The organism is Chloroflexus aurantiacus J-10-fl, from assembly GCF_000018865.1.
Taxonomy (GTDB): Bacteria; Chloroflexota; Chloroflexia; order Chloroflexales; family Chloroflexaceae; genus Chloroflexus; species Chloroflexus aurantiacus.
In genome coordinates this window covers 3427515-3451653 of sequence record NC_010175.1, presented here as the reverse complement: position 1 = coordinate 3451653, position 24139 = coordinate 3427515, and the positions used below count along the sequence as shown (strand labels likewise).

Annotated in this window: 21 protein-coding genes and 1 riboswitch; of the genes, 18 read left to right on the top strand and 3 right to left on the bottom strand. The window is 57.2% G+C overall.

Annotated features, from left to right (window positions below):
• Positions 1-26: 26 nt before the first annotated feature.
• Together CAUR_RS13595 and bchM are read right to left on the bottom strand one after the other, a co-directional pair.
• The gene (locus CAUR_RS13595; protein ID WP_012258448.1) at positions 27-362 is read right to left on the bottom strand and encodes a hypothetical protein; all 336 of its coding nucleotides are present in this window, start codon (positions 360-362) and stop codon (positions 27-29) included.
• 36 nt (positions 363-398) lie between these two features.
• Positions 399-1085 carry a magnesium protoporphyrin IX methyltransferase gene (gene bchM / locus CAUR_RS13590; RefSeq protein ID WP_012258447.1) on the bottom strand — a complete coding sequence of 229 codons (687 nt, stop codon included), beginning with the start codon at positions 1083-1085 and terminating at the stop codon, positions 399-401.
• A 406-nt stretch (positions 1086-1491) separates the two neighbouring features.
• Between bchM and ltaE the strand changes: the two genes are divergently transcribed.
• The 15 genes from ltaE (at position 1492) to cbiB (ending at position 20103) form a co-directional block, all read left to right on the top strand.
• Positions 1492-2565: a low-specificity L-threonine aldolase gene (gene ltaE / locus CAUR_RS13585; protein WP_012258446.1), complete on the top strand. Its 1074-nt coding sequence runs from the start codon at positions 1492-1494 to the stop codon at positions 2563-2565.
• Positions 2566-2741: 176 nt separating this feature from the next.
• Positions 2742-4511: a GGDEF domain-containing protein gene (locus tag CAUR_RS13580; RefSeq protein ID WP_012258445.1), complete on the top strand. Its 1770-nt coding sequence runs from the start codon at positions 2742-2744 to the stop codon at positions 4509-4511.
• Positions 4498-6015, top strand: coding sequence for a threonine ammonia-lyase, biosynthetic (gene ilvA / locus CAUR_RS13575; RefSeq protein ID WP_012258444.1), 1518 nt, complete (start codon positions 4498-4500; stop codon positions 6013-6015). The genes CAUR_RS13580 and ilvA overlap by 14 nt, the downstream gene beginning before the upstream one ends.
• 474 nt (positions 6016-6489) lie before the next feature.
• On the top strand, positions 6490-6924 hold the full coding sequence (locus CAUR_RS13570; protein WP_012258443.1) for an iron chaperone: 435 nt from the start codon (positions 6490-6492) through the stop codon (positions 6922-6924).
• 313 nt (positions 6925-7237) lie between these two features.
• Positions 7238-8359 (top strand): beta propeller repeat protein, encoded by a 1122-nt coding sequence (locus tag CAUR_RS13565; RefSeq protein WP_012258442.1) that lies wholly within the window; start codon positions 7238-7240, stop codon positions 8357-8359.
• Entirely contained in the window at positions 8356-8652 is a 297-nt protein-coding gene (locus CAUR_RS13560) for a MoaD/ThiS family protein (protein WP_012258441.1), read from the top strand. The genes CAUR_RS13565 and CAUR_RS13560 overlap by 4 nt, the downstream gene beginning before the upstream one ends.
• An 867-nt stretch (positions 8653-9519) precedes the next feature.
• A complete protein-coding gene (locus tag CAUR_RS13555; protein WP_012258440.1) occupies positions 9520-9930 on the top strand; it encodes a cupredoxin domain-containing protein in 411 nt (136 codons plus the stop codon).
• A gap of 412 nt (positions 9931-10342) precedes the next feature.
• Positions 10343-10491, top strand: a riboswitch (cobalamin riboswitch).
• Between the two features lie 126 nt (positions 10492-10617).
• A complete protein-coding gene (gene cobO / locus CAUR_RS13550) occupies positions 10618-11226 on the top strand; it encodes a cob(I)yrinic acid a,c-diamide adenosyltransferase (protein ID WP_012258439.1) in 609 nt (202 codons plus the stop codon).
• Positions 11227-11238: 12 nt separating this feature from the next.
• On the top strand, positions 11239-15501 hold the full coding sequence (gene cobN, locus CAUR_RS13545) for a cobaltochelatase subunit CobN (RefSeq protein WP_012258438.1): 4263 nt from the start codon (positions 11239-11241) through the stop codon (positions 15499-15501).
• Between the two features lie 29 nt (positions 15502-15530).
• Positions 15531-16586: a nicotinate-nucleotide--dimethylbenzimidazole phosphoribosyltransferase gene (cobT, locus tag CAUR_RS13540; RefSeq protein WP_012258437.1), complete on the top strand. Its 1056-nt coding sequence runs from the start codon at positions 15531-15533 to the stop codon at positions 16584-16586.
• 16 nt (positions 16587-16602) lie between these two features.
• Positions 16603-17343 carry an energy-coupling factor ABC transporter permease gene (locus CAUR_RS13535; RefSeq protein ID WP_012258436.1) on the top strand — a complete coding sequence of 247 codons (741 nt, stop codon included), beginning with the start codon at positions 16603-16605 and terminating at the stop codon, positions 17341-17343.
• Complete coding sequence (locus CAUR_RS13530; protein ID WP_012258435.1) at positions 17340-17642, top strand: energy-coupling factor ABC transporter substrate-binding protein; 303 nt, start codon at positions 17340-17342, stop codon at positions 17640-17642. Before CAUR_RS13535 ends, CAUR_RS13530 begins: the two co-directional genes overlap by 4 nt.
• Complete coding sequence (gene cbiQ, locus CAUR_RS13525) at positions 17614-18408, top strand: cobalt ECF transporter T component CbiQ (RefSeq protein ID WP_012258434.1); 795 nt, start codon at positions 17614-17616, stop codon at positions 18406-18408. The genes CAUR_RS13530 and cbiQ overlap by 29 nt, the downstream gene beginning before the upstream one ends.
• Complete coding sequence (locus tag CAUR_RS13520) at positions 18405-19151, top strand: energy-coupling factor ABC transporter ATP-binding protein (protein WP_012258433.1); 747 nt, start codon at positions 18405-18407, stop codon at positions 19149-19151. The genes cbiQ and CAUR_RS13520 overlap by 4 nt, the downstream gene beginning before the upstream one ends.
• The gene (cbiB, locus tag CAUR_RS13515) at positions 19138-20103 is read left to right on the top strand and encodes an adenosylcobinamide-phosphate synthase CbiB (RefSeq protein WP_012258432.1); all 966 of its coding nucleotides are present in this window, start codon (positions 19138-19140) and stop codon (positions 20101-20103) included. Before CAUR_RS13520 ends, cbiB begins: the two co-directional genes overlap by 14 nt.
• A 756-nt stretch (positions 20104-20859) precedes the next feature.
• Here the strand turns inward: cbiB and CAUR_RS21245 are convergent.
• The gene (locus CAUR_RS21245; protein ID WP_044233642.1) at positions 20860-21093 is read right to left on the bottom strand and encodes a hypothetical protein; all 234 of its coding nucleotides are present in this window, start codon (positions 21091-21093) and stop codon (positions 20860-20862) included.
• 470 nt (positions 21094-21563) lie between these two features.
• On the opposite strand from CAUR_RS21245, the gene CAUR_RS13505 reads away from it, so the two are divergent.
• Genes CAUR_RS13505 through CAUR_RS13495 form a run of 3 tightly spaced genes read left to right on the top strand, consistent with a single transcriptional unit; the run spans position 21564 to position 24138 of the window.
• A complete protein-coding gene (locus CAUR_RS13505; protein WP_012258431.1) occupies positions 21564-22958 on the top strand; it encodes a sirohydrochlorin chelatase in 1395 nt (464 codons plus the stop codon).
• Positions 22955-23479, top strand: coding sequence for an NAD(P)H-dependent oxidoreductase (locus tag CAUR_RS13500; RefSeq protein ID WP_012258430.1), 525 nt, complete (start codon positions 22955-22957; stop codon positions 23477-23479). The genes CAUR_RS13505 and CAUR_RS13500 overlap by 4 nt, the downstream gene beginning before the upstream one ends.
• On the top strand, positions 23476-24138 hold the full coding sequence (locus tag CAUR_RS13495) for a precorrin-8X methylmutase (protein WP_012258429.1): 663 nt from the start codon (positions 23476-23478) through the stop codon (positions 24136-24138). Before CAUR_RS13500 ends, CAUR_RS13495 begins: the two co-directional genes overlap by 4 nt.
• The last annotated feature ends 1 nt before the right edge of the window (position 24139 follow it).

Here is a 24139-nt window from a genome sequence, read left to right as displayed (position 1 = left end):
ACGGGCCAAAGGCCCGATCACCAACACTACGGATGCTCAACCAGCTCGTTAATCTCGACCAGACTGCTCTTCTTGGTCAGAAAACGGCGGAGGGCACTGGCCTTGTAGAGCCGGATCGGGCTGCGATAGCAGATCTCGCCGCTGGTACGACCATCTTCGGTCGGCGGGAGATGCATAATTTCGAGCGTATCGCCAGGTTGAATCTCCATACCGGGTGGCAGATCGACGTGGAAGTGAAAATGTTCGTGCTCGCTCTGCAAGCGAACAAAGCCCTCACCTTCCAGCAACACCTCACGGTTGTACCACTTGTGCAGTGCAAACGCGGCTGCACCAAGGGCCAGCAATGCCAGCAATCGTCGCATAGTGTACTCCTGTAGTTACGTTTCTGAACTACAACCTTATGAAACTAGCCGCACGGCTTCAATCAACGTAACGTGATAAAACCGGCTACGGATTGGTTGCACCCGCCGTACCTGCAAACCAGACTGGCTCAGCATTGCAGCCACCTCGTGATCGCGGATCATCTGAATCTCGGTGCGTCGTTGACTATGCGGGAACCAGCCGCCGATCCGGTGTAGCGCAGCCAGCAGCGTGCTGTAGGGAGCGTATGTGAGAAGCAGAGTATGTTCGGTAAGCTTTGCCAGATGGGTGCAGAGCTGACCAAAGGCCGGCTGAGGGTAGTGGATCAAGACATCGAAACAGGCGACAAGCTGGGCCGGTTCACGTAACGATTCAATATCGGCCTCGATGCACTCAACTCGATCAGACAGCCCGGCCTCAGCAACTGCCTGCGCCGTTGCAGCGACCATTTGCGGTGCAATATCAGCGGCCCGAACCCGATAGCCACGACGGGCCAGCATCAGACTAAACAGGCCAACGCCACAGCCAACATCGAGCGCAGTGGTTGGTGGTGGTTGATCGTCAAGCCACGAATCGGCAATCGCCAGCATGCGTTTATGACCGTCACGAATGCTCTGCCTCACCAGTGAAAGAGGGGCATTCCCGTAAATAGCCGACCAGCGTTCAAAGCCCAAACCGTTGAAATAGTCACGCAATTGAGCCTTGTGCTGAGATAGCTCTAGCACGACTGCCTCCTGGTTGTCTTACAACGTAGTCCAAACCTGGAACTACGTTCACAAAGAATTCCTATCGACCGGCAGGTTGAAACGTGGCTGTTCTTGATCTGGAATAGCGTAGTGCAGAATCAAAACTACGAATCTTCAAATAAATTGTAGCATGAGAGTCAACAACATGGAATATAGACAATGATTGTGCAAAATCTTTGCGTTTCATATCAATTGAGCAAAAAGGCATTGCAATGCGGTTAACGAGCGTTGGCAGTACAGAGAAATAGTGACGCAATTGGGATAGCATTGTTGCATAGAGTACACATCTCTCAGCAAAAGCAGTCATACAACCATCATCGCAGAAGCACGTGCTATAATTGGGCAGCAACATTTTTGATTGCCCGTACACCGGAGGATTCTGGCTATGCAAGGCTATGCTCTGCCTCTCGCTGATCCGCTGCCTGATCGGATCGATCTGCGCAGTGATACAGTAACTTTACCCAGTCCGGCAATGCGTGCTGCTATGAGTGCAGCGGCACTCGGTGATGATGTCTATGGTGAAGACCCCACAGTCAACGAGCTGGAACGACTGGCCGCCGAACGAGTTGGCAAAGAAGCCGCGGTACTGGTCGTCAGCGGCACAATGGGGAACCTGGCTGCCATGCTCGCCCATTGTCAGCGTGGTCAACGGGTGATTCTCGGCAACGAGAGCCACATTTACCACTACGAAGCTGGTGGGGCGAGTGCGTTGGGTGGACTGATCTACCATCCGCTGTCAACCGATCCCAACGGCTGCATCGATCTGGCAGAACTGGCCGAGGCAGCAACGACCATCGACGATGCCCACTTTGCGCCTCCGGGGGTTATTTGTCTGGAAAACACGCACAACCGCCGCGGTGGGGTTGTGCTAACCCCTGATTATCTTGCTCAGGTGCGGCGGATCGCCAATGATCACAGCTTGCCGGTGCACCTTGATGGTGCACGCATCTTCAATGCCGCCGTTGCCCTGGGTGTACCGGTGACCGACCTCACCAGGCACGTCGATACGGTCATGTTTTGCCTCTCGAAAGGGCTATCTGCCCCGGTTGGTTCGCTGGTCGCCGGCCCTGCCGATGTGATTGCACGAGTACGTCGGGTGCGCAAAATGCTCGGTGGTGGCATGCGTCAAGCGGGGGTGATTGCCGCAGCCGGTATTGTGGCCTTGACCGAGATGGTTGATCGCCTGGCTGAGGATCACACTAATGCCCGCCTGCTGGCCGCCGGTCTGGCTGAATTGCCGGGTATCCAGATCGATCTGAGCAAAGTACAAACCAACATCGTGCGCTTCACCTTTGTCCATCCTCGTCTGAGCGTCGAGGCATTCCTGGCCGCCCTACGTAAGCGTGGCATTCTGATGGGTAGTATGAGCAACACCAGCATCCGGGCTGTGACCCATTACGGCATCGAGGCAGCGCATATTGAACAGGTGGTTAGCGCAGCGGCTGAGATTCTGGCCTGATAGATGTTCAACGACACGCCAGGACTGCGATCACCGGTTTCGGGTGTTGTTAGTGAACAGGTCGAGTTGAGAGGAAGCACAGCAGGCAGTAGACCGGCAGGCGCAGCATCAGAACACCTCAACCCCTGATCTACATGCCTCTATTTGGAGCTACCCTGCTCCAACAGGTATGTTCTATGAACCATGACACCTCTTCTGAACAATACATTCTGGTCACAGGTAGTGGACAGGTTCTGGCAGTAAGTGATACAGCTCAATCATTAATCCCTCATATCTCACCATTGCTACCTGATCTGATCAACGGAGCAGGCGAGGATACCGTCCTGCTCAACGGGCGCACGTACCAGATACACCGACACCTTCTGAAGAGCGAGAGCGGCGAGTCATACGGTCTGCTCATCTCATTGCAACAGACAAGCGCAGTGCAATCATCCGATCCCCGGCTCGGGGCAATTGCGCTCGCCCTTTCAGACAAATTAGAGATCAATCACGTTCTGGAGAACGTTGTGCGCTTCGCGATGGATCTGCTCAACGCTGACGCTGGCGCACTTCCCATCTACGACCCGGATACCGACCGTCTGTTGCCGGGGCATCTGGTCAATTTACCGGTTGATCTGATCGTACCGGTGATCGGGCAACGCCGTGGCCTCATGTGGCAGATTGTCCATCAGGGAAGCTCAATTCTGATCGCCGATTATGCAGACCATCCGGCGGCACTACCGGAACTGGTACAGGTCGGTGTACGTTCGTTACTGGCAACCCCTATCATTTACGGCAAAACACCGCTTGGCATCCTGGCGATGTATCGTTTGCGCAATGAACCATTTAGCGAAAGTGATCGCGAGTTACTCCAGGCAATCGCTCGCCAGACGGCTATCGCTCTCCAGAATGCCCGTTTGTATCAGCGCGCCATTCGCAACGCCGACGAGCGCTTTGCGTTGTACCAGGCCAGTATCGAGATCGGTGCTACCCTTGATCTTGAGCAACTGTACCAGGTAATCTATCGCGCCACAACACGGTTGGTCAGCCATCAACGTTTCGTAATTGCGATCCCGACCGAAAACCGGATGGTTGAATATGTTCATATCGTGACCCCCACCGGACGACAGGCACCGCAACAGGTACCACTACACTGCGGACTTGCCGGCTACGTCTTGCGTTTTGGCGTGTCACTACGACTATCCGGTGCACAGGCTCTCCCAGAACCGGCTGTCCAACTGCTGCCAGAAATTGAAGGTGAACTCGCCGACGGCTCGTTACTGGCAGCCCCGCTGATTGTTGGTGATCGGATCATCGGTGCTCTCCTGGTGTGGAGCAACCACCACGATGCTTACACCATGGCCGATTTGAACGCGCTTGAACTGCTGGCAGCAACTGTAGCCGTGGCGTTGCACAACGCATTTCGCTTTGCTCAGATCCAATCACAGGCAATCACCGATAATCTCACCGGGTTAGCAAACCGGCGCCACTTCCTTCAGGTACTGCACCAGGAAATGGAACGTAACCGACGCTACCACACACCGGTCAGTATCGCGATGATCGACGTTGATCACTTCAAACAGATCAACGATACCTTTGGTCATATCGCCGGCGATTATGTACTCCGTGAAATTGCCCGACGCTGTCGCCAACAATTGCGAGATGTTGATGTTCTGGCCCGCTACGGGGGAGAAGAATTTGGTCTTATCTTACCAGAAACCACCTATGAACAGGCTTTGAAAGCTACGGAACGGCTACGAACAGTTCTGGCAACCACGCCGATCATGATTGATGGTCGGCAGATCAATCCGACCATCAGCATCGGTGTTGCATCATTTCATCCAACCGTCTATCCCGATCCATCTTCACTGATTGCCGACGCTGATCGCGCGCTCTACCTGGCCAAACAACAGGGGCGCAATCGCGTCTGCGGTGTACAGGAGCTGACCAACGATGCCCAACCCTGATTTTACCTACGTTCAACGCATCCTGACCAGTCGGGTCTATGATGTTGTCAAAGAGACCCCATTGCAACATGCGCCTCTTCTCAGCGCCCGCCTGGGAGCACAGATCTTTTTCAAACGTGAGGATCTGTTGCCCATCTTCTCTTTTAAGCTCCGTGGTGCCTATAACCGCATGGCTCATCTCAGTCCTGCCGAGAAAGAACGCGGCGTCATCACAGCCTCTGCCGGCAATCACGCCCAGGGAGTCGCCTTTTCTGGCCAGCAGCTCGGCGTGCGCACGCTGATTGTCATGCCGGCAACCACCCCAGAGATCAAGGTGGCAGCCTGTCGGCGTCGGAATGCAGAAGTTGTCCTGTACGGCGACAGCTATAGTGACGCTGAAGCGCACGCCTACCGCTTACAGCAAGAATTGGGCTTAACCTTCATCCATCCCTACGACGATCCGCTGGTGATTGCCGGTCAGGGTACGATTGGGCTGGAGATTTCCCAACAGATGCGCGCCGAGCGATACCGTGTCTTCGTGCCGGTAGGTGGCGGCGGTCTGATTGCCGGCATCGCGATCTTCTTGAAGAGCATCAATCCCAATATTGAGATCATTGCCGTCGAGCCAGATGACTCTGATGCGATGTACCAGAGCGTCCGGGCCGGCTATCGGGTCACCCTTGATCAGGTCGGAATCTTTGTTGATGGCGTGGCAGTTCGGCGGGTTGGCGAACACACCTTTGCGATTGTTCAGCGCTACGTCGATGATTTTGTGCGGGTGACAACCGACGAGGTCTGTGCGGCGATCAAAGATGTCTTTGAGGACACCCGGGCCATTATGGAGCCAGCCGGCGCGCTGGCCGTCGCCGGGTTAAAGCGCTATATCGCCGAACACGGGGCCGATCTACCGGCAGTAGCCTTAACGTGTGGCGCTAACATGAACTTTGACCGTCTGCGCCACGTTGCCGAACGGGCCGAAATTGGCGAACGGCGTGAGGCGTTGTTTGCTGTGACCATCCCTGAACGACCCGGCTCATTCAAGCAATTTTGTCGCGTGATCGGACCACACAATATCACCGAATTCAACTACCGCTATGCACCGCGCCCCGAAGCCAATGTCTTTGTGGGTGTACAACTGACCAATGCCAATCAGCGCCACGAGCTGGCCGAACGTATGCGCAACGCCGGTTATACGGTGCTTGACCTGACCAACGACGAGCTGGCAATCATTCATCTACGCCACATGGTTGGTGGACGAGCACCCGAAGCAACCGACGAACGGCTCTTCACCTTCGAGTTCCCGGAGCGACCGGGAGCGCTCTTGCAATTTCTCGAGTCGCTCGATGCCTCGTGGAACATCAGCCTCTTCCACTACCGCAACCATGGCAGCGCCCATGGGCGGGTACTGGCCGGTATTCAGGTGCCCGATGCCGATCTCGACCGTTTCTACGCCTCACTGGCTCGCCTGGGATACCCGTATCAGGAGCAGAGTGATAATCCGGCGTACCACCTGTTTTTGAAATGAGCAACGCCCCCGGTAGAGCCGGGTGGCGGAGCGATTGAGCGCCACGATTGAACAGAATGCCCGTCGCACCAGATGGTGTGACGGGCAGTGCAGAGTTTATTATCAAACCTAATACAATTCAATACCCAACAATCGATCCAATCCGTCACCTTTCGCCATCCCCGTTCTCACCGCATCCCGCCTGAAGAACACCGCCAGGTGCGGATGGTGCCACGCCTGACGGCATCATCACGTGCATCGGCGCACCCCGCGCCACCTGCGTTGTGCCGGCGCACCCCATAGATCGTCGCGGATCACCGCATATCTGGTGCCAGGCCGTGATGCACCGGATCGCCCACGATGTGAGATGACGCCAGATAACGAGGAATTTGTGCAGATTCTCCTCACGACAACATATCACACCTTGACAAGATATGCCTGCCGTGATATTATCGATTAGAACATTTATTCTATTGTACAATAAACAGAGAGACTATGGCATCAGAACCAAACGAAGGCTTCACCGCCGAAGAGCGGGCGGCAATGCAAGAGCGTGCCCGCGAGCTACGCACTGAACGGCAGGCCAAAAAAGGGAAGGCGGACGGCGAGCGTGATGTTCTGACCAGAATTGCCGAAATGCCTGAGCCGGATCGCACGATAGCCGGGCGCATTCATGCCATCATCAAAACAGTTGCCCCAGAGCTGACACCGAAAACCTGGTACGGTATGCCGGCGTATGCCAGAGGCGGCAGTGTCATCTGCTTCTTCCAAAGTGCCAACAAATTCAAAACCCGCTATGCGACCCTTGGCTTCACTGATACCGCGCACCTTGACGAAGATGACATGTGGCCGGTAGCGTTTGCGTTAAAGGAGCTAACCCCAGCCGTTGAAGCACAGATCAGCGCGTTGATCAAAAAGGCAGTACGGTGAACAACACTGATACACGGGCAGCAGTTATCACGGCGAGAACGTAATCAGGTTTGTCCAGACATATCATCGCAAAGTGACTGGTAACCCAATCCGGTAAGGGACGGTGAACAGGAGAATCACTGCAATCGGCGCACGGTCTGGCACAGAACGGCAGCGCCACCATCGAAAGGGTGTTTGAGGTGAACGTGTCACCTATGCGCGCCGCACCGGTGTTGAGCGGGATTGGGTTATTTTCGGAACATCTGCACGCGAGAGGGTTCGCTACGAATGCCGGAGTTACCCGGTACAGGAAGAACGAAAGACAGGAAAAACAATGAGCACAGTACGCCTGCTGGTCGGTACCCGCAAAGGAGCCTTCATCTTGACCACGGATGAAAAACGCAGCCAATGGCAAATCAACGGCCCGTATTTTGCCGGATGGGAAGTATTTCATCTCAAAGGCTCACCGGTTGATCATAACCGCATATACGCTTCCCAATCAAACGGCTGGTTCGGACAACTTATCCAACGCTCTGATGATGGAGGTCAGACCTGGCATCCGATGAACAACGAGTTTCGCTACGAAGGTGTTCCGGGCACTCATCAATGGTATGATGGCAGTCAGCATCCCTGGCAATTCCAGCGTGTCTGGCGTTTAGAACCATCGCTCACCGATCCGGACACCGTCTACGCAGGTGTAGAGGATGCAGCGCTCTTTCGATCAACTGATGGCGGCCAGAGCTGGCAGGAATTAGCCGGCTTACGTTCAGTAAAGGGCCATCTCTGGCAACCGGGTGCTGGAGGTCTTTGTCTGCACACTATTCTGCTCGATCCACACAATCCTGATCGTATCTTTGTTGCCATCTCGGCTGCCGGCGCGTTCCGTAGTGATGATGGCGGACAGACCTGGCAAGCGATTAACCGTGGATTGGCCTCGCCAGGCGAATTGCCGGATGCTACCGCAGAAGTGGGGCATTGTGTTCACAGTCTGGCGTTACATCCTTCACGTCCTGATGTCATATTCATGCAAAAACACTGGGATGTCATGCGTAGCGATAATGCCGGTGAGTGGTGGTATGAAATTAGCAACGATCTTCCCAGTGACTTTGGTTTTCCTATTGCAGTGCATGCCCACGAGCCGGACACCGTCTTTGTCGTCCCTATTAAAAGCGACTCAGAACACTTTCCCCCTGAAGGTGCACTTCGTGTCTATCGGGGTCACCGCGATGGTGAACGGTATCACTGGCAGGCACTAAGCACAGGTCTACCGCAAAGCCACTGCTACGTCAATGTGCTCCGGCAGGCACTGACAGTTGACACATTAGATCCGTGCGGAGTCTATTTCGGTACAACCGGCGGACAAATCTACGCATCTGCCGACGACGGTGAGCACTGGACACCACTGGCAAGCCATTTACCGCCGGTTCTCTCGGTCGAAGTGCAGGTTATCCCATGATCCGCATCATACTGCCTTACCATCTGAGCAATCTGGCCCGTATTGACCGCGAAATACAGATTGAGGTTACCGGGCCAGTAACCCAGCGTTCGCTATTGGATGCGCTGGAACGCACGTATCCAGCGCTACGTGGTACTATTCGCGATCACGTAACGAAACAACGGCGACCTTTCATCCGCTTTTTCGCGTGTGGTCAAGATCTCTCACACCTATCGCCCGATATACCGCTGCCTGATGAAGTTATCAGCGGTGCTGAACCATTTCTGGTCGTTGGAGCGATGGCCGGTGGCTAATGTTGTGGTAGGGAGGAGAAACTATTTCGCGCTTCCATGCAGCAATCACGCGCTGGATGGGATTGCCTTGCGTGCATGACGAGCGGGTAAGGCAACTAATCCAGCGCGTGATGGCACCGAAGATAGTCGTTAGCCATCCTCGCTGCCACACCGGCAGCCTGGGAGCAGGATATAATAGCGTTGGCGATTGGCAAGCATTCATGCGCCTGGGCGACCGTCTGAGAGCACGACAGCACAGCTTTTATGAAATAAGTTTTAGCAACCTTCCACCTGGTTACACCCTGGCCGCAGTATCACACCTCTCAACCTCCGCTACACCTTAGCACTTGCTATCACAATGGGATTAGAGAGCGGTGCTGATTCTATCGACATCTTACCACCTTTAAGATCACCAACCACGACATTTAATACCTCGAAAGTAATACCCCGAAAGTCAGGCTATAGTGGATAACCTTATCACATTCGTGAACCGGTAGACCGCAGGCAACAGTTGCACGTCATCCATCGAATATATCGATGGCTCCTATCGAATATGCAACATTCGCGATATGTGCAAGTCTGGCAATTTTGAGTTAAACGAAGGAAAAATATCTTCAGCAACTTTACATTGTTGTGAAGCTACATTTCACTTCTGCATTACTGCATGTAAGTTTAAGGTTTAGTAAACAGCTCATTGCTAATAAATGCTTATAACAAAAAAAAGACCAACCTTGACAAGACAATCATGCGGTTATATTATTCATAACGAACAGATATTCGTTTAATCAAACATTTACTTGATCCACCCTTCAATATCTTGTAATCAACAGTGACATTGAAGGTTAGTCAAGTATTCCCTCTTTCACAATCCCAGAAAGGAGATGCCTTATGAAGAAAATCGGTCTGCTCCTATTAGTTATCATTGCATCCATCATCCCCATGACAGCCTGTGGACGCAGGAACAGTTATTCAACCAATATTGATGTAACGATGGTTGATTATCAATATGAGCCAAATGAGATTGATATCCCGGCAGGCCAACAAATTACGCTCAATTTAACCAATAATGGCGCTGTCCACCATGAATTTGTTATCATGAAGCTGGGAACCACAGTTGGCGAAAGTTTTGGAGATGAAGATGAAGAGAATATTTATTGGGAACAAGAGGTAGAACCCGGTCAGCAGATGAGTGTTGCCTTTACCGCCCCAAGTGAGCCTGGTGTTTACCAGTTTGTGTGTGGCATCGAAGGGCATTATACGGCTGGCATGAAAGGAACAATTCGCGTAGTTGCACCGTAAATATGCACTTTACCCTGAATGCGAAGCAACGATAGGTGACTTCAATACCCTAACCTGATTGAGCGCAGGGACGATCAGGGTATCGTCCCTTTTACATTTGTGTATGAAGGTTCTCCGGATAGGAGAACAGGTCGTAATACGTTCTATGAATGCAAATCGGTTGTGATATGCCATGATGTTGGAAGCGGCATGTGGTAGTTCAAACTACAAACCGTAGTGACACTTCTGCACGAGTATGAACATGCCCTGGTTGTATGGCTAACGAGTGATGTGGGATGTTGCATACCCTACTAAGGTTCTGCGTTGGTGTGGGCAACCAATATGCAGAGATGTTGTTGGTAACAAAACCTCCAATGCAACACACATTCCCGCCTCAACCTGTGCTATAATCAGACCACTGTTGCACTCTGCCAAGTTCGTAGATCGTCGCGGTGACCCGTTGGCCCGGATGCCAGGGCGTAAAGGTGGAAGGAAGCTGGTGAAAGTCCAGCACTGTGCCGCAACTGTAACCGGCTGTTTCAGGCCGGAAGTCAGGACGCCTGCCGCGATGTGTTGTTCGTTCAGCCCTTCTCGAGCCAAGGAGGATGAACGAGACCTGCATGCTTTGTACTTGCAGTGTTGTCGTTTCATTACCCCGACCCGAGAAGGTCGGGGTTTTTGTTTATATGTCAACAGAAGGAGACTGCCGTGTCTGATGAGACAACCACACCGGTTGGGCCGGGTTCGTCGCCAGAAGCTGAAGCCCGTCGTAAAGCAGTGCGCGCCAGTCATACACCGAAGGGCCTGGTGATTGTTAATACCGGCAATGGTAAAGGAAAAACTACTGCCGCGCTCGGTGTCTTGTTGCGCGCCTGGGGGCGCAATATGCGTGTCGGTGGTGTGCAGTTTATCAAGCACGAGCAGGCGAAATTCGGTGAATTACGCGCGCTTGAACGGATGGGAATTACCCTGACCCCGCTCGGCGATGGGTTTACCTGGACGAGTCGCGATCTTGATGAGACGCAGGCACGAGCAGTACACGGTTGGGAGGTCGCTAAAACGCAGATTATCAGTGGCAATTACGATGTCTTTCTCCTCGATGAGTTTACGTATGTGATGCACTACGGCTGGGTACCTGCCACTGAGGTGGTGGCATGGCTGCGCGCAAATAAACCGCCGATGCTGCACCTGATCATTACTGGTCGTTACGCACCCGCCGAGCTGATTGAATACGCTGACCTGGTGACTGAAATGCGGGAGGTGAAGCATCCGTTCCGTGATCAGGGGATTCGGGCGCAACCGGGTATTGAGTATTGAGCGAGCAGAACGATGGCTGAACAACTCAAGCGCAATATGGTGCAGCGCCTTGATGGGCGGATGGTAAATGCCGGCGCACGACGCGGGATGTTGATTGTCTGTGCAACCGGATGTTGTTGTGGTCACACCGAACGCGGGTTTGCTCCGGTATTGACCGATCTCTACCACGAAGAATGGGAGCGACGACGCCTGCGTAATCGGGTGCATCTCAGTCAAGGCGGGTGTCTGGGGCCATGCCCGCTGGCGAATGTTGCCCTCTTGCTGTTTGATGGCCGTCCGTATTGGTTTCACTCGCTCAACGATCCGGCATTGATCCCGATCCTGTATGATTTCATTGAAGAACTGCTGAATACCGGCCAATCAGCAGCCCTGCCACCGGCATTGATCCCTCACGTCTTTAATGGTTTTAGTTGGGACGGTGTTACTGCGCCGATGGTTGCCACCGAACGGATTCCGACGGTGGCCGGTAATGGCATTCTCGTGTTGAGTCAGGCAGATACCGATCTGCTGGCGCTTGAGCAGGCGTTGACGTTGCTTCCCGATGGGTTTGCACCGGTACGCATGGCGCATATTGGCCGCCTGACCGAGCCGGCAGCGATTGACCGCTTGCTTGAACAGCATTTGCCGGCGGCAGCCATTGTGTTGGTGCGGCTCCATAGTGCAGCTTCGTTTACATATGGTTTGGAGCGCTTGCAGCAGTGGGCGGCAACCACCGATGGGTTCCTACTCTGTCTGCCGGCAGTTGAGCAGCTTGATCCCGATCTCATGGCTCGCTCGACGGTTGGTGTGCCTCTGGCCATGCTGGTAAGTGCCTATTTTCAGGCGGGCGGCGCCGTGAATCTCGCCAATGGTTTGCAATGTCTGAGCGATCACCTGCTGGTGAGTGGTTGGGGCTACGATCCGCCTGTTGAACTACCACTCCACGGTATATACACCCCACCCCAACCATCGCGCCGGGGCAGAGTCAGACAAACGGCGAACCCTGTATCACCCGCCAACGATGGGCCGGTCGTCGGTCTGCTCTTCTACCGGGCACATTTGCTGAGCGGGAATACCGGATTCGTGGACGCGCTGATCAATGGGTTGCAGTCCCGTGGCCTGCGGGTGCGCGCTGTCTATACCCAATCTCTGAAAGCGATCAATGCGGAAGGTATCCCGATTGGGCTGGCTTTGATCGAACAGGCGGGGACGGTGGATGTGATCATCTCTACCCTGAGTTTTGCGCTTGGCGATGATGATCCGCATCCCTTTACCCGTCTCGACGTGCCGGTGATACAGGCCCTCCTCAGCAGTAGCAGCCGGGAAGCCTGGCAACGGGACGGGCGTGGTCTGGGGCCGCTCGATACCGCGATGAATGTCGCCCTGCCGGAGCTTGATGGACGAATCATCAGCGTACCGATAGCGTTTAAGGCGCAAGAAGGTGAAGCGGCTGCGCGGTCGCTGCCTGACCCTGAACGAATTGAACGACTGGCCGGACTGGTCTGGCGATTGAGTCAACTTCGGCACAAACCGAATGCACAGAAGCGGATCGCTATCATCTTGACTAACAGCAGTGCCAAAGCGCAGCGGATTGGAAATGCAGTTGGTCTTGATGCACCTGCCTCGCTGATGCGTCTGTTTGCTGCGTTGCAAGATGCCGGCTATTCCGTTGCTGGCCTGCCGGAGCATGGTGACCGTCTAATTGCCGATTTGATTGCTCGCTGCTCATACGACGAGACCTGGCTGACGACTGAGCAGTTGGCACAGGCGTATCGCATTCCCAGCACGACCTATCAACGCTGGTTTGCCGAATTACCATTGTCGTTACAAGAGGCGATGACGCGCCAATGGGGACCGCCACCGGGTCGTGCGTATGTTCATCGCGGGGAGCTGGCGCTGGCGGGGTTGGAGTTTGGCAACTGCTTTGTCGCCCTGCAACCACCACGTGGATACGATATGGATCCAAACGCCATTTACCATCGCCCCGATTTACCACCGCCTCACAACTACTACGCGCTCTACCGCTGGTTGCGTGATGTGTGGCAGGCCGATGCCATCATCCATCTCGGCAAACACGGTACGCTCGAATGGCTGCCCGGTAAGGGGGTTGGCTTGAGTGCCACCTGCTTCCCCGATCCCTTCCTGGGCGATATGCCTCTGATCTATCCGTTTATCATCAACGATCCCGGCGAGGGGACACAGGCCAAACGGCGAGCGCATGCGGTAATCATCGACCATCTCACGCCACCGATGACGAGTGCCGGCGCGTATGGTGACCTGGCCGAACTGGCGCACCTGGTCGATGAGTATTACCGCATGGAACGGCTTGATCCAACGAAGCTCCCGCTGTTGCAACGCCAAATCTGGGATGTGTTGCAACGCAGCCAACTGGCCGACGACTTGCGCTACATTCTCCAGGCCGACCACGGCGATCACCGTCATGAATGGGACGGCAGCGTGCTGGAAGATGGTACGCCTACCGTGCTGGCCGAGTTGGAGGGGCGCGAGGTAGCGCATCTGCTTGAGGATATTGAAGGGTATTTGTGTGAACTGACCGGAGCACAGATTCGCGACGGTCTGCACATTCTCGGCACGCTGCCGGAGGGTGATCAGCTTGTTGATCTGGTTTACCACCTCTTGCGATTACCCAACCTGCACGCACCGGCACTGCCGGCGTCTGTCGCCACCGCACTCGGTGTCGATTGGTATGCACTCCAGAACACACCGGGACAACGGCGCAATGGTGACGATCACTTTTTGACGAATGCCGATGTGATTGCCCATATCGAAACGCTCTGTCGCGATCTGCTGCGGCGGCTTCAGGCAGAGCACTGGCAAGCGGCGATGATCACGTCAGTAATCGAACAGGTGCTGCCGGCGTGTCGTGATACCACTGCGGTTGCGACAGCACTGCAATACGCCTGCGATTGGATTATCCCCCGCCTGCGGCAGAGTGCAATTGATGAGATCGATCATCTGCTGGCGGCACTGGCCGGGCGCTTCGTTCCACCAGGGCCGAGCGGCGCTCCGACACGCGGTATGGCGCACGTCTTGCCCACGGGACGCAACTTCTACAGTCTCGATCCGCGAAGCGTACCGGCAATGGCAGCCTGGGAGACCGGGCTGGGACTGGCGAATGACCTGCTGCGCCGTTATCAGCGGGAATACGGTACGCTGCCGGAAAGCGTCGGTATCAGTATCTGGGGTACCAGCCTGATCCGCACTGCCGGTGACGACGTGGCGCAGGTTATGGCGCTGCTGGGAGTGCGTCCGCGCTGGCAACGCGAAAATCGTCGGGTAATCGGTTTTGAAGTCATTCCACTGACGGAATTGGGCCGGCCACGTATTGATGTTGTCTGCCGGATTAGCGGTTTCTTCCGTGATGCCTTCCCGCATCTGATCGAGCTGCTCGATCAGGCGATCCAAACGGTCATCGACCTCGATGAACCGCTCGAACTGAATTTTCCCCGCAAGCATGCCTACCTGACCGCACAGGCGCTGGTCAATGGCGGTACCGATCAGGAAACGGCCCAACGCGAGGCTCGCTATCGCATCTTTGGTAGTCCACCGGGTAGCTATGGCGCAGGTATGTTGCCCTTAATTGACGGGCAAAACTGGACGAATGACGCCGATTTGGCCAGGGTGTATCTGCGATGGGGCGGATATGCGTACACGGCAACCGAACAGGGAGTACCGGCTGAAACGGCCTTTGCTGCTGCACTCAGCACCGTCCAGGTTGCGACCAAAAATCAGGACACGCGCGAACACGACATTTTCGATAGCGATGACTATTTTCAGTTCCACGGTGGCATGATCGCGGCCATCCGTGCGCTCAGTGGGCGTAATCCGGCCCGCTACTTTGGCGACAGTAGCGATCCGGCTCGCCCGCGCACGCGCGATCTGCGCGAAGAGGCGCGCCGCGTCTTCCGGGCGCGGGTCATCAATCCAAAGTGGCTGGCCAGTATGCGCCGGCACGGGTACAAAGGCGGCCTGGAGCTGGCGGCAACGGTCGATTATCTCTTCGGCTATGACGCCACAGCCCAGGTGCTGGCAGATTGGATGTACGAGCAGGTGACGACCCATTACATCCGCGACCCTGAGATTCAGCAGTGGTTACACGAAGTAAATCCGTGGGCGCTCCAGGCAATCGCCGAGCGGCTCAACGAGGCCATCGGGCGGGGCATGTGGCGCCATCCTTCACCTGAAGCGCAGGCCGCTATCGCCGAGGTTCTGGCACAGGGGGAGGAGTTACGTGAAGGGTTTTCAGCTCCTCGCGACATTGATCGCGAAGGGTAGGGTACAGAGCGTAGAGGAAGGAGAGGAAGATGGACCTGGTACAAAGCACCATCAACCAGATCGGCCCCCTCGATGATCGGGCAGCGACGGCTGCACGCCGTCGGCAAGACATGCTCACCAAACCGGCAGGATCGCTGGGGCGATTGGAAGAGCTATCAATCCGTATCGCGGGTATTACCGGTCGTGAACGGCCACGCCTGACCAATCCGGCAGTCATCGTGATGGCTGCCGATCACGGCGTAGCCCGCCAGGGTGTGAGCGCATTTCCGGCTGAGGTCACGCCCCAGATGGTCTTGAACTTTCTGCGCGGTGGGGCGGCGATCAACGTCCTGGCCCGCCATGTCGGAGCACGGGTAATCGTCGTTGATATTGGCGTAGCGACCGATCTGCCTCCACATCCCGACCTGGTCAGTCGCAAGCTGGCGTATGGCACTGCCGATTTCAGCCAGGAACCGGCGATGAGCCACGAAACCGCCCGGCAAGCCATTGCCGTTGGGATTGCCTGCGCGAACCAGGCTATCGATAGCGGCGTTGATCTGCTGGCGACCGGCGAGATGGGCATCGCCAACACCACCGCTGCCAGTGCGGTGGTTGCTGCCATCACCCGCCGCCCGGCGAGTGAGGTCACCGGACGCGGCACCGGCATTGATGACAGTGGGCTGGCGCGAAAGATAGCTGTTATCGAACAGGCGTTGCATCGCCACCAGCCCAATCCAGACGACGGGCTTGATGTGCTGGCGAAGGTGGGTGGCCTCGAGATCGGCGGCCTGGCCGGCGTGATTCTAGGGGCGGCGGCCCGGCGGGTGCCGGTGGTCATCGACGGCTTCATCGCCGGCGCGGCAGCGTTGATCGCGGCAACGCTGGCACCGGCAGCCACTGCCTACATGATCGCCGGTCACCGTTCGGTTGAGCGTGGACATGCGGCGGTCTTTTCGCACCTCGATCTCCAACCCTTGCTCGACCTCAACATGCGGCTCGGTGAGGGTACCGGTGCTGTGCTGGCGATGTCGATCTGTCAGGCGGCCTGCAAGATTCTCGACGAAATGGCCACCTTCGCTGAAGCCGGTGTGTCTGAGAAGGTCTGAAGCAAGGAGCACTGCTATGAAACACCGTTGGCTTCTCATCAGTCTCGGCGCAGCCATCCTGATCGTATTCGAGGCTCGACCAGCTTACGCGATGCACATTATGGAGGGGTTCTTACCGCCTCTGTGGGCGCTCTTCTGGTTCGCCGTCGTCATCCCATTCTGGATCATTGGCTTTCGCCGCCTGCGCGCTATCGTGAACGACAAGCCCGAATTGCGCTTACTGCTCGGTTTTGCGGCTGCGTTCACCTTTGTGCTTAGCGCACTGAAGTTACCCAGTGTCACCGGATCAAGCAGCCACCCCACCGGTACCGGCCTGGGAGCCATCCTGTTCGGGCCGTGGGTGATGAGTGTGCTCGGTTCAATTGTTTTACTGTTCCAGGCGCTATTAATCGCCCACGGCGGTCTGACCACGCTCGGTGCCAATGCGTTCAGCATGGCCGTTGTCGGGCCATGGGTCGCCTGGCTGATCTGGCGTGGCCTGAGCGGACGCCTTCCATTCTGGTTGACGGTATTCCTGGCGGCAGCGCTGGCAAATCTCTCAACCTACGTCGTGACCTCGCTGCAACTGGCGCTGGCGCACCCCGATCCGGTGGGTGGGATCGTTGCTTCGTTCATCAAATTCGGCACCATCTTTGCCATTACCCAGATTCCGCTGGCGATAAGCGAAGGTATTCTCACGGTGTTGATTATGAATGCGCTGCAAACGACGGCTGCATCCGAACTGCAAGCCCTTGCAATGAAAGGGGTACGTTCATGATGACGCCCAAACCGTTGTCGTGGCCGGTGATGATCGTGCTCTCGCTGATTGTCATCGGTCTTGCAATCACACCGATCTTGCTGATCCGCGATACGGAGTTTGGTGGCGCCGACGCCGCTGCCGAAGTGGCGATTGTCGAAATCAATCCCGACTACGAACCATGGTTTGCTCCGCTGTTCGAGCCACCGGGTAGCGAAACCGAAAGCCTCTTGTTTGCGTTGCAGGCCGGGTTAGGAGCAGGCTTCATCGGCTTTTTCTTCGGCTGGCACCATGGCCGCCGGCGACGCCCGGATCGGTGACATGCTACGGGTGATTGATCGCTATGCGTTTAGCAACCGGCTACGCAATGTTGATCCGGCTCAGAAGAGCGGGATCGCTCTGGCAACGATCCTGCTTTGCTTGCTGCTGGATCGCCCACTGGTCGGTTGGATTGCCACGGTCTGGATGGTTGGGATCATGGCCGGCTATGCGCGAATACCTTTGCACGTCGTGATTGCTGTACTGACAACCGAGAGCGTCTTTCTCGTTCTCTCGGTTGTCGGTATCGCGGTGAGCGTCGGTTTTGAAGCATCAGAAGCGGCACTCCGGTTGGGGCCGTTGTGGATAGGCTTTCATCACGCAGCGCTCCCTCTCGCGCTCCAGGTGTTTAGTCGGGCACTGGGGTGTACCGCCGCTCTCAACTTTCTGGTCTTAACGACACCGCTCGTCGATCTGATCGAGCTGATGCATCGGTTGCGCGTGCCAGCACTCCTGGTTGAAGTTATGATGCTGAGTTATCGGGCGATTTTTGTGCTCCTCGACACTCTTGAACAGATGGTCACTGCGCAAACTGCACGCCTTGGCTATACCTCGTGGCAGTCAACACTGCGCAGTTCAGCGCTGATCGGCAGTCGCTTGTTTGTCATCGCCTACCAGCGGAGTCAGGCGCTCGAACAAGCTCTGATCGGGCGTGGCTTCGATGGCGATGTGCGCGTACTACCACTATCGTACCGGACTGAACAAACCCTCTGGCTGATCGGTATCCTGATCTTCGTTAGCCTCTTTCTGGCAAGGTGGTGGTCATGACAGCAGCGCTGACGTTTGCAGCGGTATCGTACCGCTTCACCGGTAACCCGACACCGGCACTTCACCGGGTATCGCTCTCGATTGACCCCGGTCGGCGGATTGCTGTCCTGGGGCGCAACGGCGCCGGCAAAAGTACGCTGCTCTTGCTGGCCGCCGGCATCTTGCGCCCCCAAGAAGGGCAGATTCGCCTGGGCGACACGCCGATCAGCTACTCACGTTCGGGATTGCGGCACCTGCGCCGGCATGTTGGCCTGGTCATGCAATCACCTGATGAACAACTCTTCAGTGCCAGTGTCTGGCAAGACATCAGTTTTGGGCCACTCAATCTTGGTCTTAGCCCTGCCGAAGCCCGGCGCGCCGTCCACGAAGCGGCTGCGTTGTGTGATGTGAGCGATCTGCTCGACCGACCCACCCATGCGTTGAGTGGGGGGCAGAAAGCACGAGTGGCACTTGCCGGCGTATTGGCCATGCGACCACAGTATCTGCTGGTTGATGAGGCAACATCAGGATTAGATCGCTGGGCACGCCGACAGATCGTACAGGTATTTGATCGACTGGCTGCGCAGGGCAAGACGGTCGTACTGGCGACGCACGATCTGGCGCTTGCCCGCCGCTGGGCCGATTTGGTGATAGTTTTGGATGCGGGTAGCGTGGCAGCCGTGGGAACGCCGGCGCGTGTGTTTGCTGATGAGACCCTGCGTCACCTGATTGCACCGGCAGAGGACTGGCATGATGATTGGTGAAGAGCTACGTCGGCGTTGCGCGATTGCCCTCCTGGCCCTGGTGCTCGACTTCGCGTTGGGTGATCCGCCCAACCAGCTTCATCCGGTGAGCCTGATGGGGCATTGGTTGAAATGGGGGGAACGATTAGCACCAGCGACACCGTTGGCCCGCCTGGCCTGGGGTGGTGGGTGGCTATACGGGGGCTGGTGGCTGGTGGGGAGAGTGGCTTCCCGCCTGCCGCGTCATCTGCTGGTGCAGGGGGCATGCGTTTCCCTGCTTCTGGCCTACCGGGGACTTGATCGAGCAGTTGCCGGGGTGGAACAGGCGTTGCGAACGGGCAATCTTGCAGAAGCGCGTCATCTGCTTGGCTGGCACCTCGTCAGTCGGCCAACCGCCGACCTTAGTGCGGCTGAAGTGGCCGGTGCAGCCATCGAGTCGCTGGCCGAAAATCTGAGTGACAGCATCATCGCTCCTCTGTTGGCCTTTCTGGTGGGTGGTCTGCCCGCCCTGGCTATCTACCGCCTGACCAACACCGCCGATGCGATGTGGGGGTATCGCACAGAGCGCTACGAGTATCTGGGCAAAATTGCTGCCCGCTGCGACGATGCCTTCAACCTGGTACCGGCCCGCCTGACCGCACTGCTACTTGCGCTGGCTACCCACCTGATCAACGGACGGGGGTGGCACGCCTGGCAGACCGCCCTGCGTGACGCCCGGCACACTGCTTCGCCGAATGCCGGCTGGCCGATGGCTGCTATGGCCGGTGCGCTGGATACCGTCCTCACCAAACGCGATCACTACGCCCTGGGTGATGGGAGCTGTATTCCTGATGCGGCGATGATTGGGCAAGCGCGCCGTATCGTGCAGGTAGCAATGGCGATAGTGGTGAGTGGACTGTGGATCGGCATACTTACCGGTGCAGGGATACGGCGTGCCGCGCCTCTGCACCCAGATGCCACGCTAAGGGGGTGACGGGATGCCGGCAATCTTACCCACAACTCCTCCCCCCAGCGAGGGAATCACCTTCAATTCCTCCCCCCAGCGGGGGGAGGTTAGGAGGGGGGCGGAATTGATGCGAATGGGAACCATTATGGAGCATGTCCGTCACCACTCCCCTGCTCCTCGCCCTAGGGGAGAGGAGTGGGGGTCTGGGGAGCGAGAGGAAGGGAACCCCCCACCCCAGCCCGCCCCCGCTGGGGGCGGGGGAATTACCTTCAATTCCTCCCCCCAGCGAGGGAATCACCTTCAATTCCTCCCCCCAGCGGGGGGAGGTTAGGAGGGGGGCGGAATTGATGCGAACGGGAACCATTATGGAGCATGTCCGTCACCACTCCCCCGCTCCTCCCCTAGGGGAGAGGAGCGAGGGTCTGGGGAGCGAGAGGAAGGGAACACCCCCACCCCAACCCGCCCCCGCTGGGGGCTATGCATTACCCATACCTCGCATACTGCCTTGCCCGCGTGCCGGAGCGGGTCGGGGGCGTGATGACGGGCGTGATCCCCAGCCGGGAGCTGGGAACGCGCGCCTCCGGCGCGCATGGTGCCGGTACCATTGCTGGAGGGAGGAGCCAGGCGCAAGCTCCCACCCCTGGCGGCATTCACAAACGGCCAGGACAGATGAACGAACCCAACGTATACCCTATCAGGAAGCCCTGGCTCACACGTCTGCCCTCCCCGCTATACATTACCCACAACTGGTGTCAACCACGTGCGTATCAGCGGGTATGATCGCTATTGGTGCTGGTTTGAGCGACTGGCCCGGGGCAGTTCGCTGCTCAAGCCGTGCCGGCGCGTGCTGGATTGATTGCCGTATCCGCTCGTCATGCGCGTGTCGCGCAGTTTGGCGTGCGGCAGCCATGCTGCCGCGCCAGCCGTACTCACGATTCGGCTCGTGGCATACCGTTGACCCTGCTGGTCACGAGGATGGTGGATGTATTCGTGATGGTCATCGAGTCGGTCAGGCATGCATGCGATCCCTGCGCGTAGACGTATTGTTACACCAGGTTCGTGCCTGCGTACCAGCGGTCATGGCCAGACCCTGCCGACGGTGGATGGAATGCCTCCACAGGGAGCGCTTGCAGCCCGACCTAACGCAGCGTGACATGTGGGTAATGCATAGCCCGCTGGGGGCGGGAGGATGCCCTCACCCCTCACCACTCCCCCGACAGAAGTGGAGTGGGGGTCTGGGGAGCGAGAGGAAGGGAACACCCCCATCCCAGCCCGCCCCCGCTGGGGACGGAGGAATTACCTTCAATTCCTCCCCCCAGCGGGGGGAGGTTAGGAGGGGGGCGGAAGCAAGGTGGGCGGGATGCATACGGAGCACGTCCGTCACCACTCCCCCGACAGAAGCGGAGCAGGGGCTGGGGGGTAAAGTGAAGGGAGGAAGCCAGCCGACGTGTACACCATCTACAGCGTAATGAACGGAGACCACGACGATGACCAGAACAGCAATCTTACTGATCGGGCACGGCACTGATGACAGTGATGGTCTGGCCGAGTATCGCCAACTGGCCGGCATGCTGCAAGAGCGGCTCGATCTCCCAGTGCAGCCATGCTTTCTCGAACTGGCCGATCCTCCGATTGGGCAGGCGATTGACGAGTGCGCGCGTGCCGGGTATCAACGTTTGATCGCGATACCGCTGCTCCTAGGCGCAGCCGGCCATCAGAAAAATGATATTCCTGTTGCACTTCAGCAGGCGCGCCTGCGCTGGCCGGAACTTACCATTCAATACGGTACGCCACTCGGTGTGCAGTATTCACTGCTCAAAGCACTGGCCGACCGTCTGGCAACGGCAGAAGCAGCCGCCCCACCTGTACCACGTGCCGAAACCGCCCTGGCCCTGATCGGGCGCGGCAGCAGTGACCCCGACAGTAACGCTGATGTTGCCCGCATGGCACGTTTGCTGTGGGAAGGTCGTGGCTATGCTCACGTCACTTATGGCTTTTACAGCATTACTACACCGCGAGTACCGCAAACGCTCGATGCCTGCATCGCGCTAGGTGCGCGTCGCATCATCGTGATCCCGTATCTGCTCTTCACCGGACGCATTCTGCGACGGATCATTGCTCAGGTCGCTGCGGCCCGCCAAACATATCCCGATCACGACTTCGTTGTGACCGAACACCTTGGTCTGCACGAAGGTGTCCTTGCCGCCATCATGCAACGGGTACAGGAAGCCATGAATGGTCAGTCGGCGGCCAACTGTGACGTTTGTAAATATCGACGGCTCTTTCCAGGGTTTACCGCCGACTTCGGGCGCCCCCAGACCAGCGATCACGAACACGGCTTACGCGGCGAAGCATCTGGCAGTATGACGAACATCCTCCCGCCTCGCTACCGTGGTGGCCGGGCAGTGAGCGCAGCGCCGATGACTGCCGCCCCGCTTGTCTTTGACGAACATGGGCAGGTCGCGTGGGATCGTATCTGGGGCGGTGATGATCCTGACAATCCCTTCTGCGAGCTGGCACTGGCCGGTGGCCCGCCCCACCGGGGAACGCTGCTTGAGCCGGTCGATCCGGCAACGATCCAGGCCGACCCGGCAGGCTACGCCCGTGTCATTGCCGAACTCCGCCGGGCATTGACGATGGTCACCGATCTGCCGGTAACGACCGACACCGCCCCTGGCTGGATCGGTCTGGTCTGTGAAAGTGAAGAGATGGCAATCTGGCTCTTGCGGGCAATTATCGTGGAAAATGTCAGTGTCCGTCGCGAAGACCGCACGCTACTCTTACCGGCGGGGCCGCATTTTCGGCTGGAGGGAGAGATCAAAAATGTGGTCACGGCAGTTGCCAAGACCTATCACTACTGGAAGGAGCATATACAGCGATGACAACGCCAACCTGCCGCATCTTCATCCTGCACGATCACGGTGAGCACGTGACCCAATTGGCGCAGGCGATTGGAGAGGGAGCCGCCGGCGTTACCGGTGTCACGGTTAAGATCAGTCTGCCCCATCACGCGACGAAAGCCGATTTGCTGGAGGCTGATGGGATCATTATCGGCACACCCAATTGGACTGGCATCAAGGGCACCCTCAAGCGCTGGCTCGATACAACCGGTGATCTGTGGGAAGAGGGTAGCCTGTCCGGGAAGGTAGGGGCAGCCTTCACCAGTAGTGCCGGGCGCCATTCGGGTACCGAATTTACGCTGCTCTCGGTGCTGCACTGGATGTTGGGCAGCGGCATGATCATCGTTGGCTTACCGTGGAGTCCGTTGATGGAACAGGCTGGCTCGTACTACGGAGCAACCGCAGTTGGCACGATTACTGAAGCCGATCTGATCCAGGCCAGGGCACTGGGGCGACGGGTTGCTGAACTTGCCCTTCAGTTACGCCGGGGAGCAGCATCATGAACGACCAATCGCCATTGGTATCGGCAGGAGCCGACATTGCCGCCCGTTCGTTTGCGATTATTCGGGCCGAATTACAGGCGCGCAACCTGATCATCCCGCAACCGCTCGCGGCAATTGTCGAGCGCATCATTCACACGACTGCCGATTTCGAGTTTGCCGAACTGACTAGAGCCAGTGCCGGTGCGGTAGAAGCAGGGATCAACGCACTCCGGCGTGGATGCCTGGTGATTACCGATGTCCAGATGGTTCGGGCAGGCATCGATCAACGACGCCTGCAACATTTTGGCGGCAGTGTAGCCTGCTTCAACGACAACCAGGCGGTCATGGAACTGGCCGCGGCTACCGGCCTTACCCGCAGTGCCGCCGCTATGCGCTGGGCACACGAGCAGGGGTATCTGAACGGCGCGCTGGTCGCGATTGGCAATGCACCGACGGCCCTGTTTGAATTGATCAGCCTCATTGACCAGGGTGCCCGCCCGGCCATCGTGATCGGTATGCCGGTCGGCTTTGTCAACACGGTTGAAAGCAAAGCCGCGCTGATGAACCGCACCGATGTGGCCTGGATCGTGACCATGGGGCGCAAGGGTGGCTCACCGGTTGCCACAGCCACCGTGAATGCCCTGCTCCGCCTGGCAACCGGTGAAGACAACAGCGCGTAAC

Bases quoted from the DNA above. Each gene is read 5' to 3' on its own strand.
- ilvA (WP_012258444.1), top strand. From the start codon at position 4,498: ATGCCCAACCCTGATTTTACCTACGTTCAACGCATCCTGACCAGTCGG.
- CAUR_RS13580 (WP_012258445.1), top strand. From the start codon at position 2,742: ATGAACCATGACACCTCTTCTGAACAATACATTCTGGTCACAGGTAGT.
- CAUR_RS21245 (WP_044233642.1), bottom strand. From the start codon at position 21,093: ATGCCTGACCGACTCGATGACCATCACGAATACATCCACCATCCTCGT.
- cbiQ (WP_012258434.1), top strand. From the start codon at position 17,614: ATGGCCGCCGGCGACGCCCGGATCGGTGACATGCTACGGGTGATTGAT.
- CAUR_RS13560 (WP_012258441.1), top strand. From the start codon at position 8,356: ATGATCCGCATCATACTGCCTTACCATCTGAGCAATCTGGCCCGTATT.
- CAUR_RS13520 (WP_012258433.1), top strand. From the start codon at position 18,405: ATGACAGCAGCGCTGACGTTTGCAGCGGTATCGTACCGCTTCACCGGT.
- CAUR_RS13595 (WP_012258448.1), bottom strand. From the start codon at position 362: ATGCGACGATTGCTGGCATTGCTGGCCCTTGGTGCAGCCGCGTTTGCA.
- CAUR_RS13500 (WP_012258430.1), top strand. From the start codon at position 22,955: ATGACAACGCCAACCTGCCGCATCTTCATCCTGCACGATCACGGTGAG.
- CAUR_RS13495 (WP_012258429.1), top strand. From the start codon at position 23,476: ATGAACGACCAATCGCCATTGGTATCGGCAGGAGCCGACATTGCCGCC.
- CAUR_RS13570 (WP_012258443.1), top strand. From the start codon at position 6,490: ATGGCATCAGAACCAAACGAAGGCTTCACCGCCGAAGAGCGGGCGGCA.
- CAUR_RS13565 (WP_012258442.1), top strand. From the start codon at position 7,238: ATGAGCACAGTACGCCTGCTGGTCGGTACCCGCAAAGGAGCCTTCATC.
- cobN (WP_012258438.1), top strand. From the start codon at position 11,239: ATGGCTGAACAACTCAAGCGCAATATGGTGCAGCGCCTTGATGGGCGG.
- cbiB (WP_012258432.1), top strand. From the start codon at position 19,138: ATGATGATTGGTGAAGAGCTACGTCGGCGTTGCGCGATTGCCCTCCTG.
- CAUR_RS13535 (WP_012258436.1), top strand. From the start codon at position 16,603: ATGAAACACCGTTGGCTTCTCATCAGTCTCGGCGCAGCCATCCTGATC.
- cobT (WP_012258437.1), top strand. From the start codon at position 15,531: ATGGACCTGGTACAAAGCACCATCAACCAGATCGGCCCCCTCGATGAT.
- CAUR_RS13555 (WP_012258440.1), top strand. From the start codon at position 9,520: ATGAAGAAAATCGGTCTGCTCCTATTAGTTATCATTGCATCCATCATC.
- CAUR_RS13505 (WP_012258431.1), top strand. From the start codon at position 21,564: ATGACCAGAACAGCAATCTTACTGATCGGGCACGGCACTGATGACAGT.
- ltaE (WP_012258446.1), top strand. From the start codon at position 1,492: ATGCAAGGCTATGCTCTGCCTCTCGCTGATCCGCTGCCTGATCGGATC.
- CAUR_RS13530 (WP_012258435.1), top strand. From the start codon at position 17,340: ATGATGACGCCCAAACCGTTGTCGTGGCCGGTGATGATCGTGCTCTCG.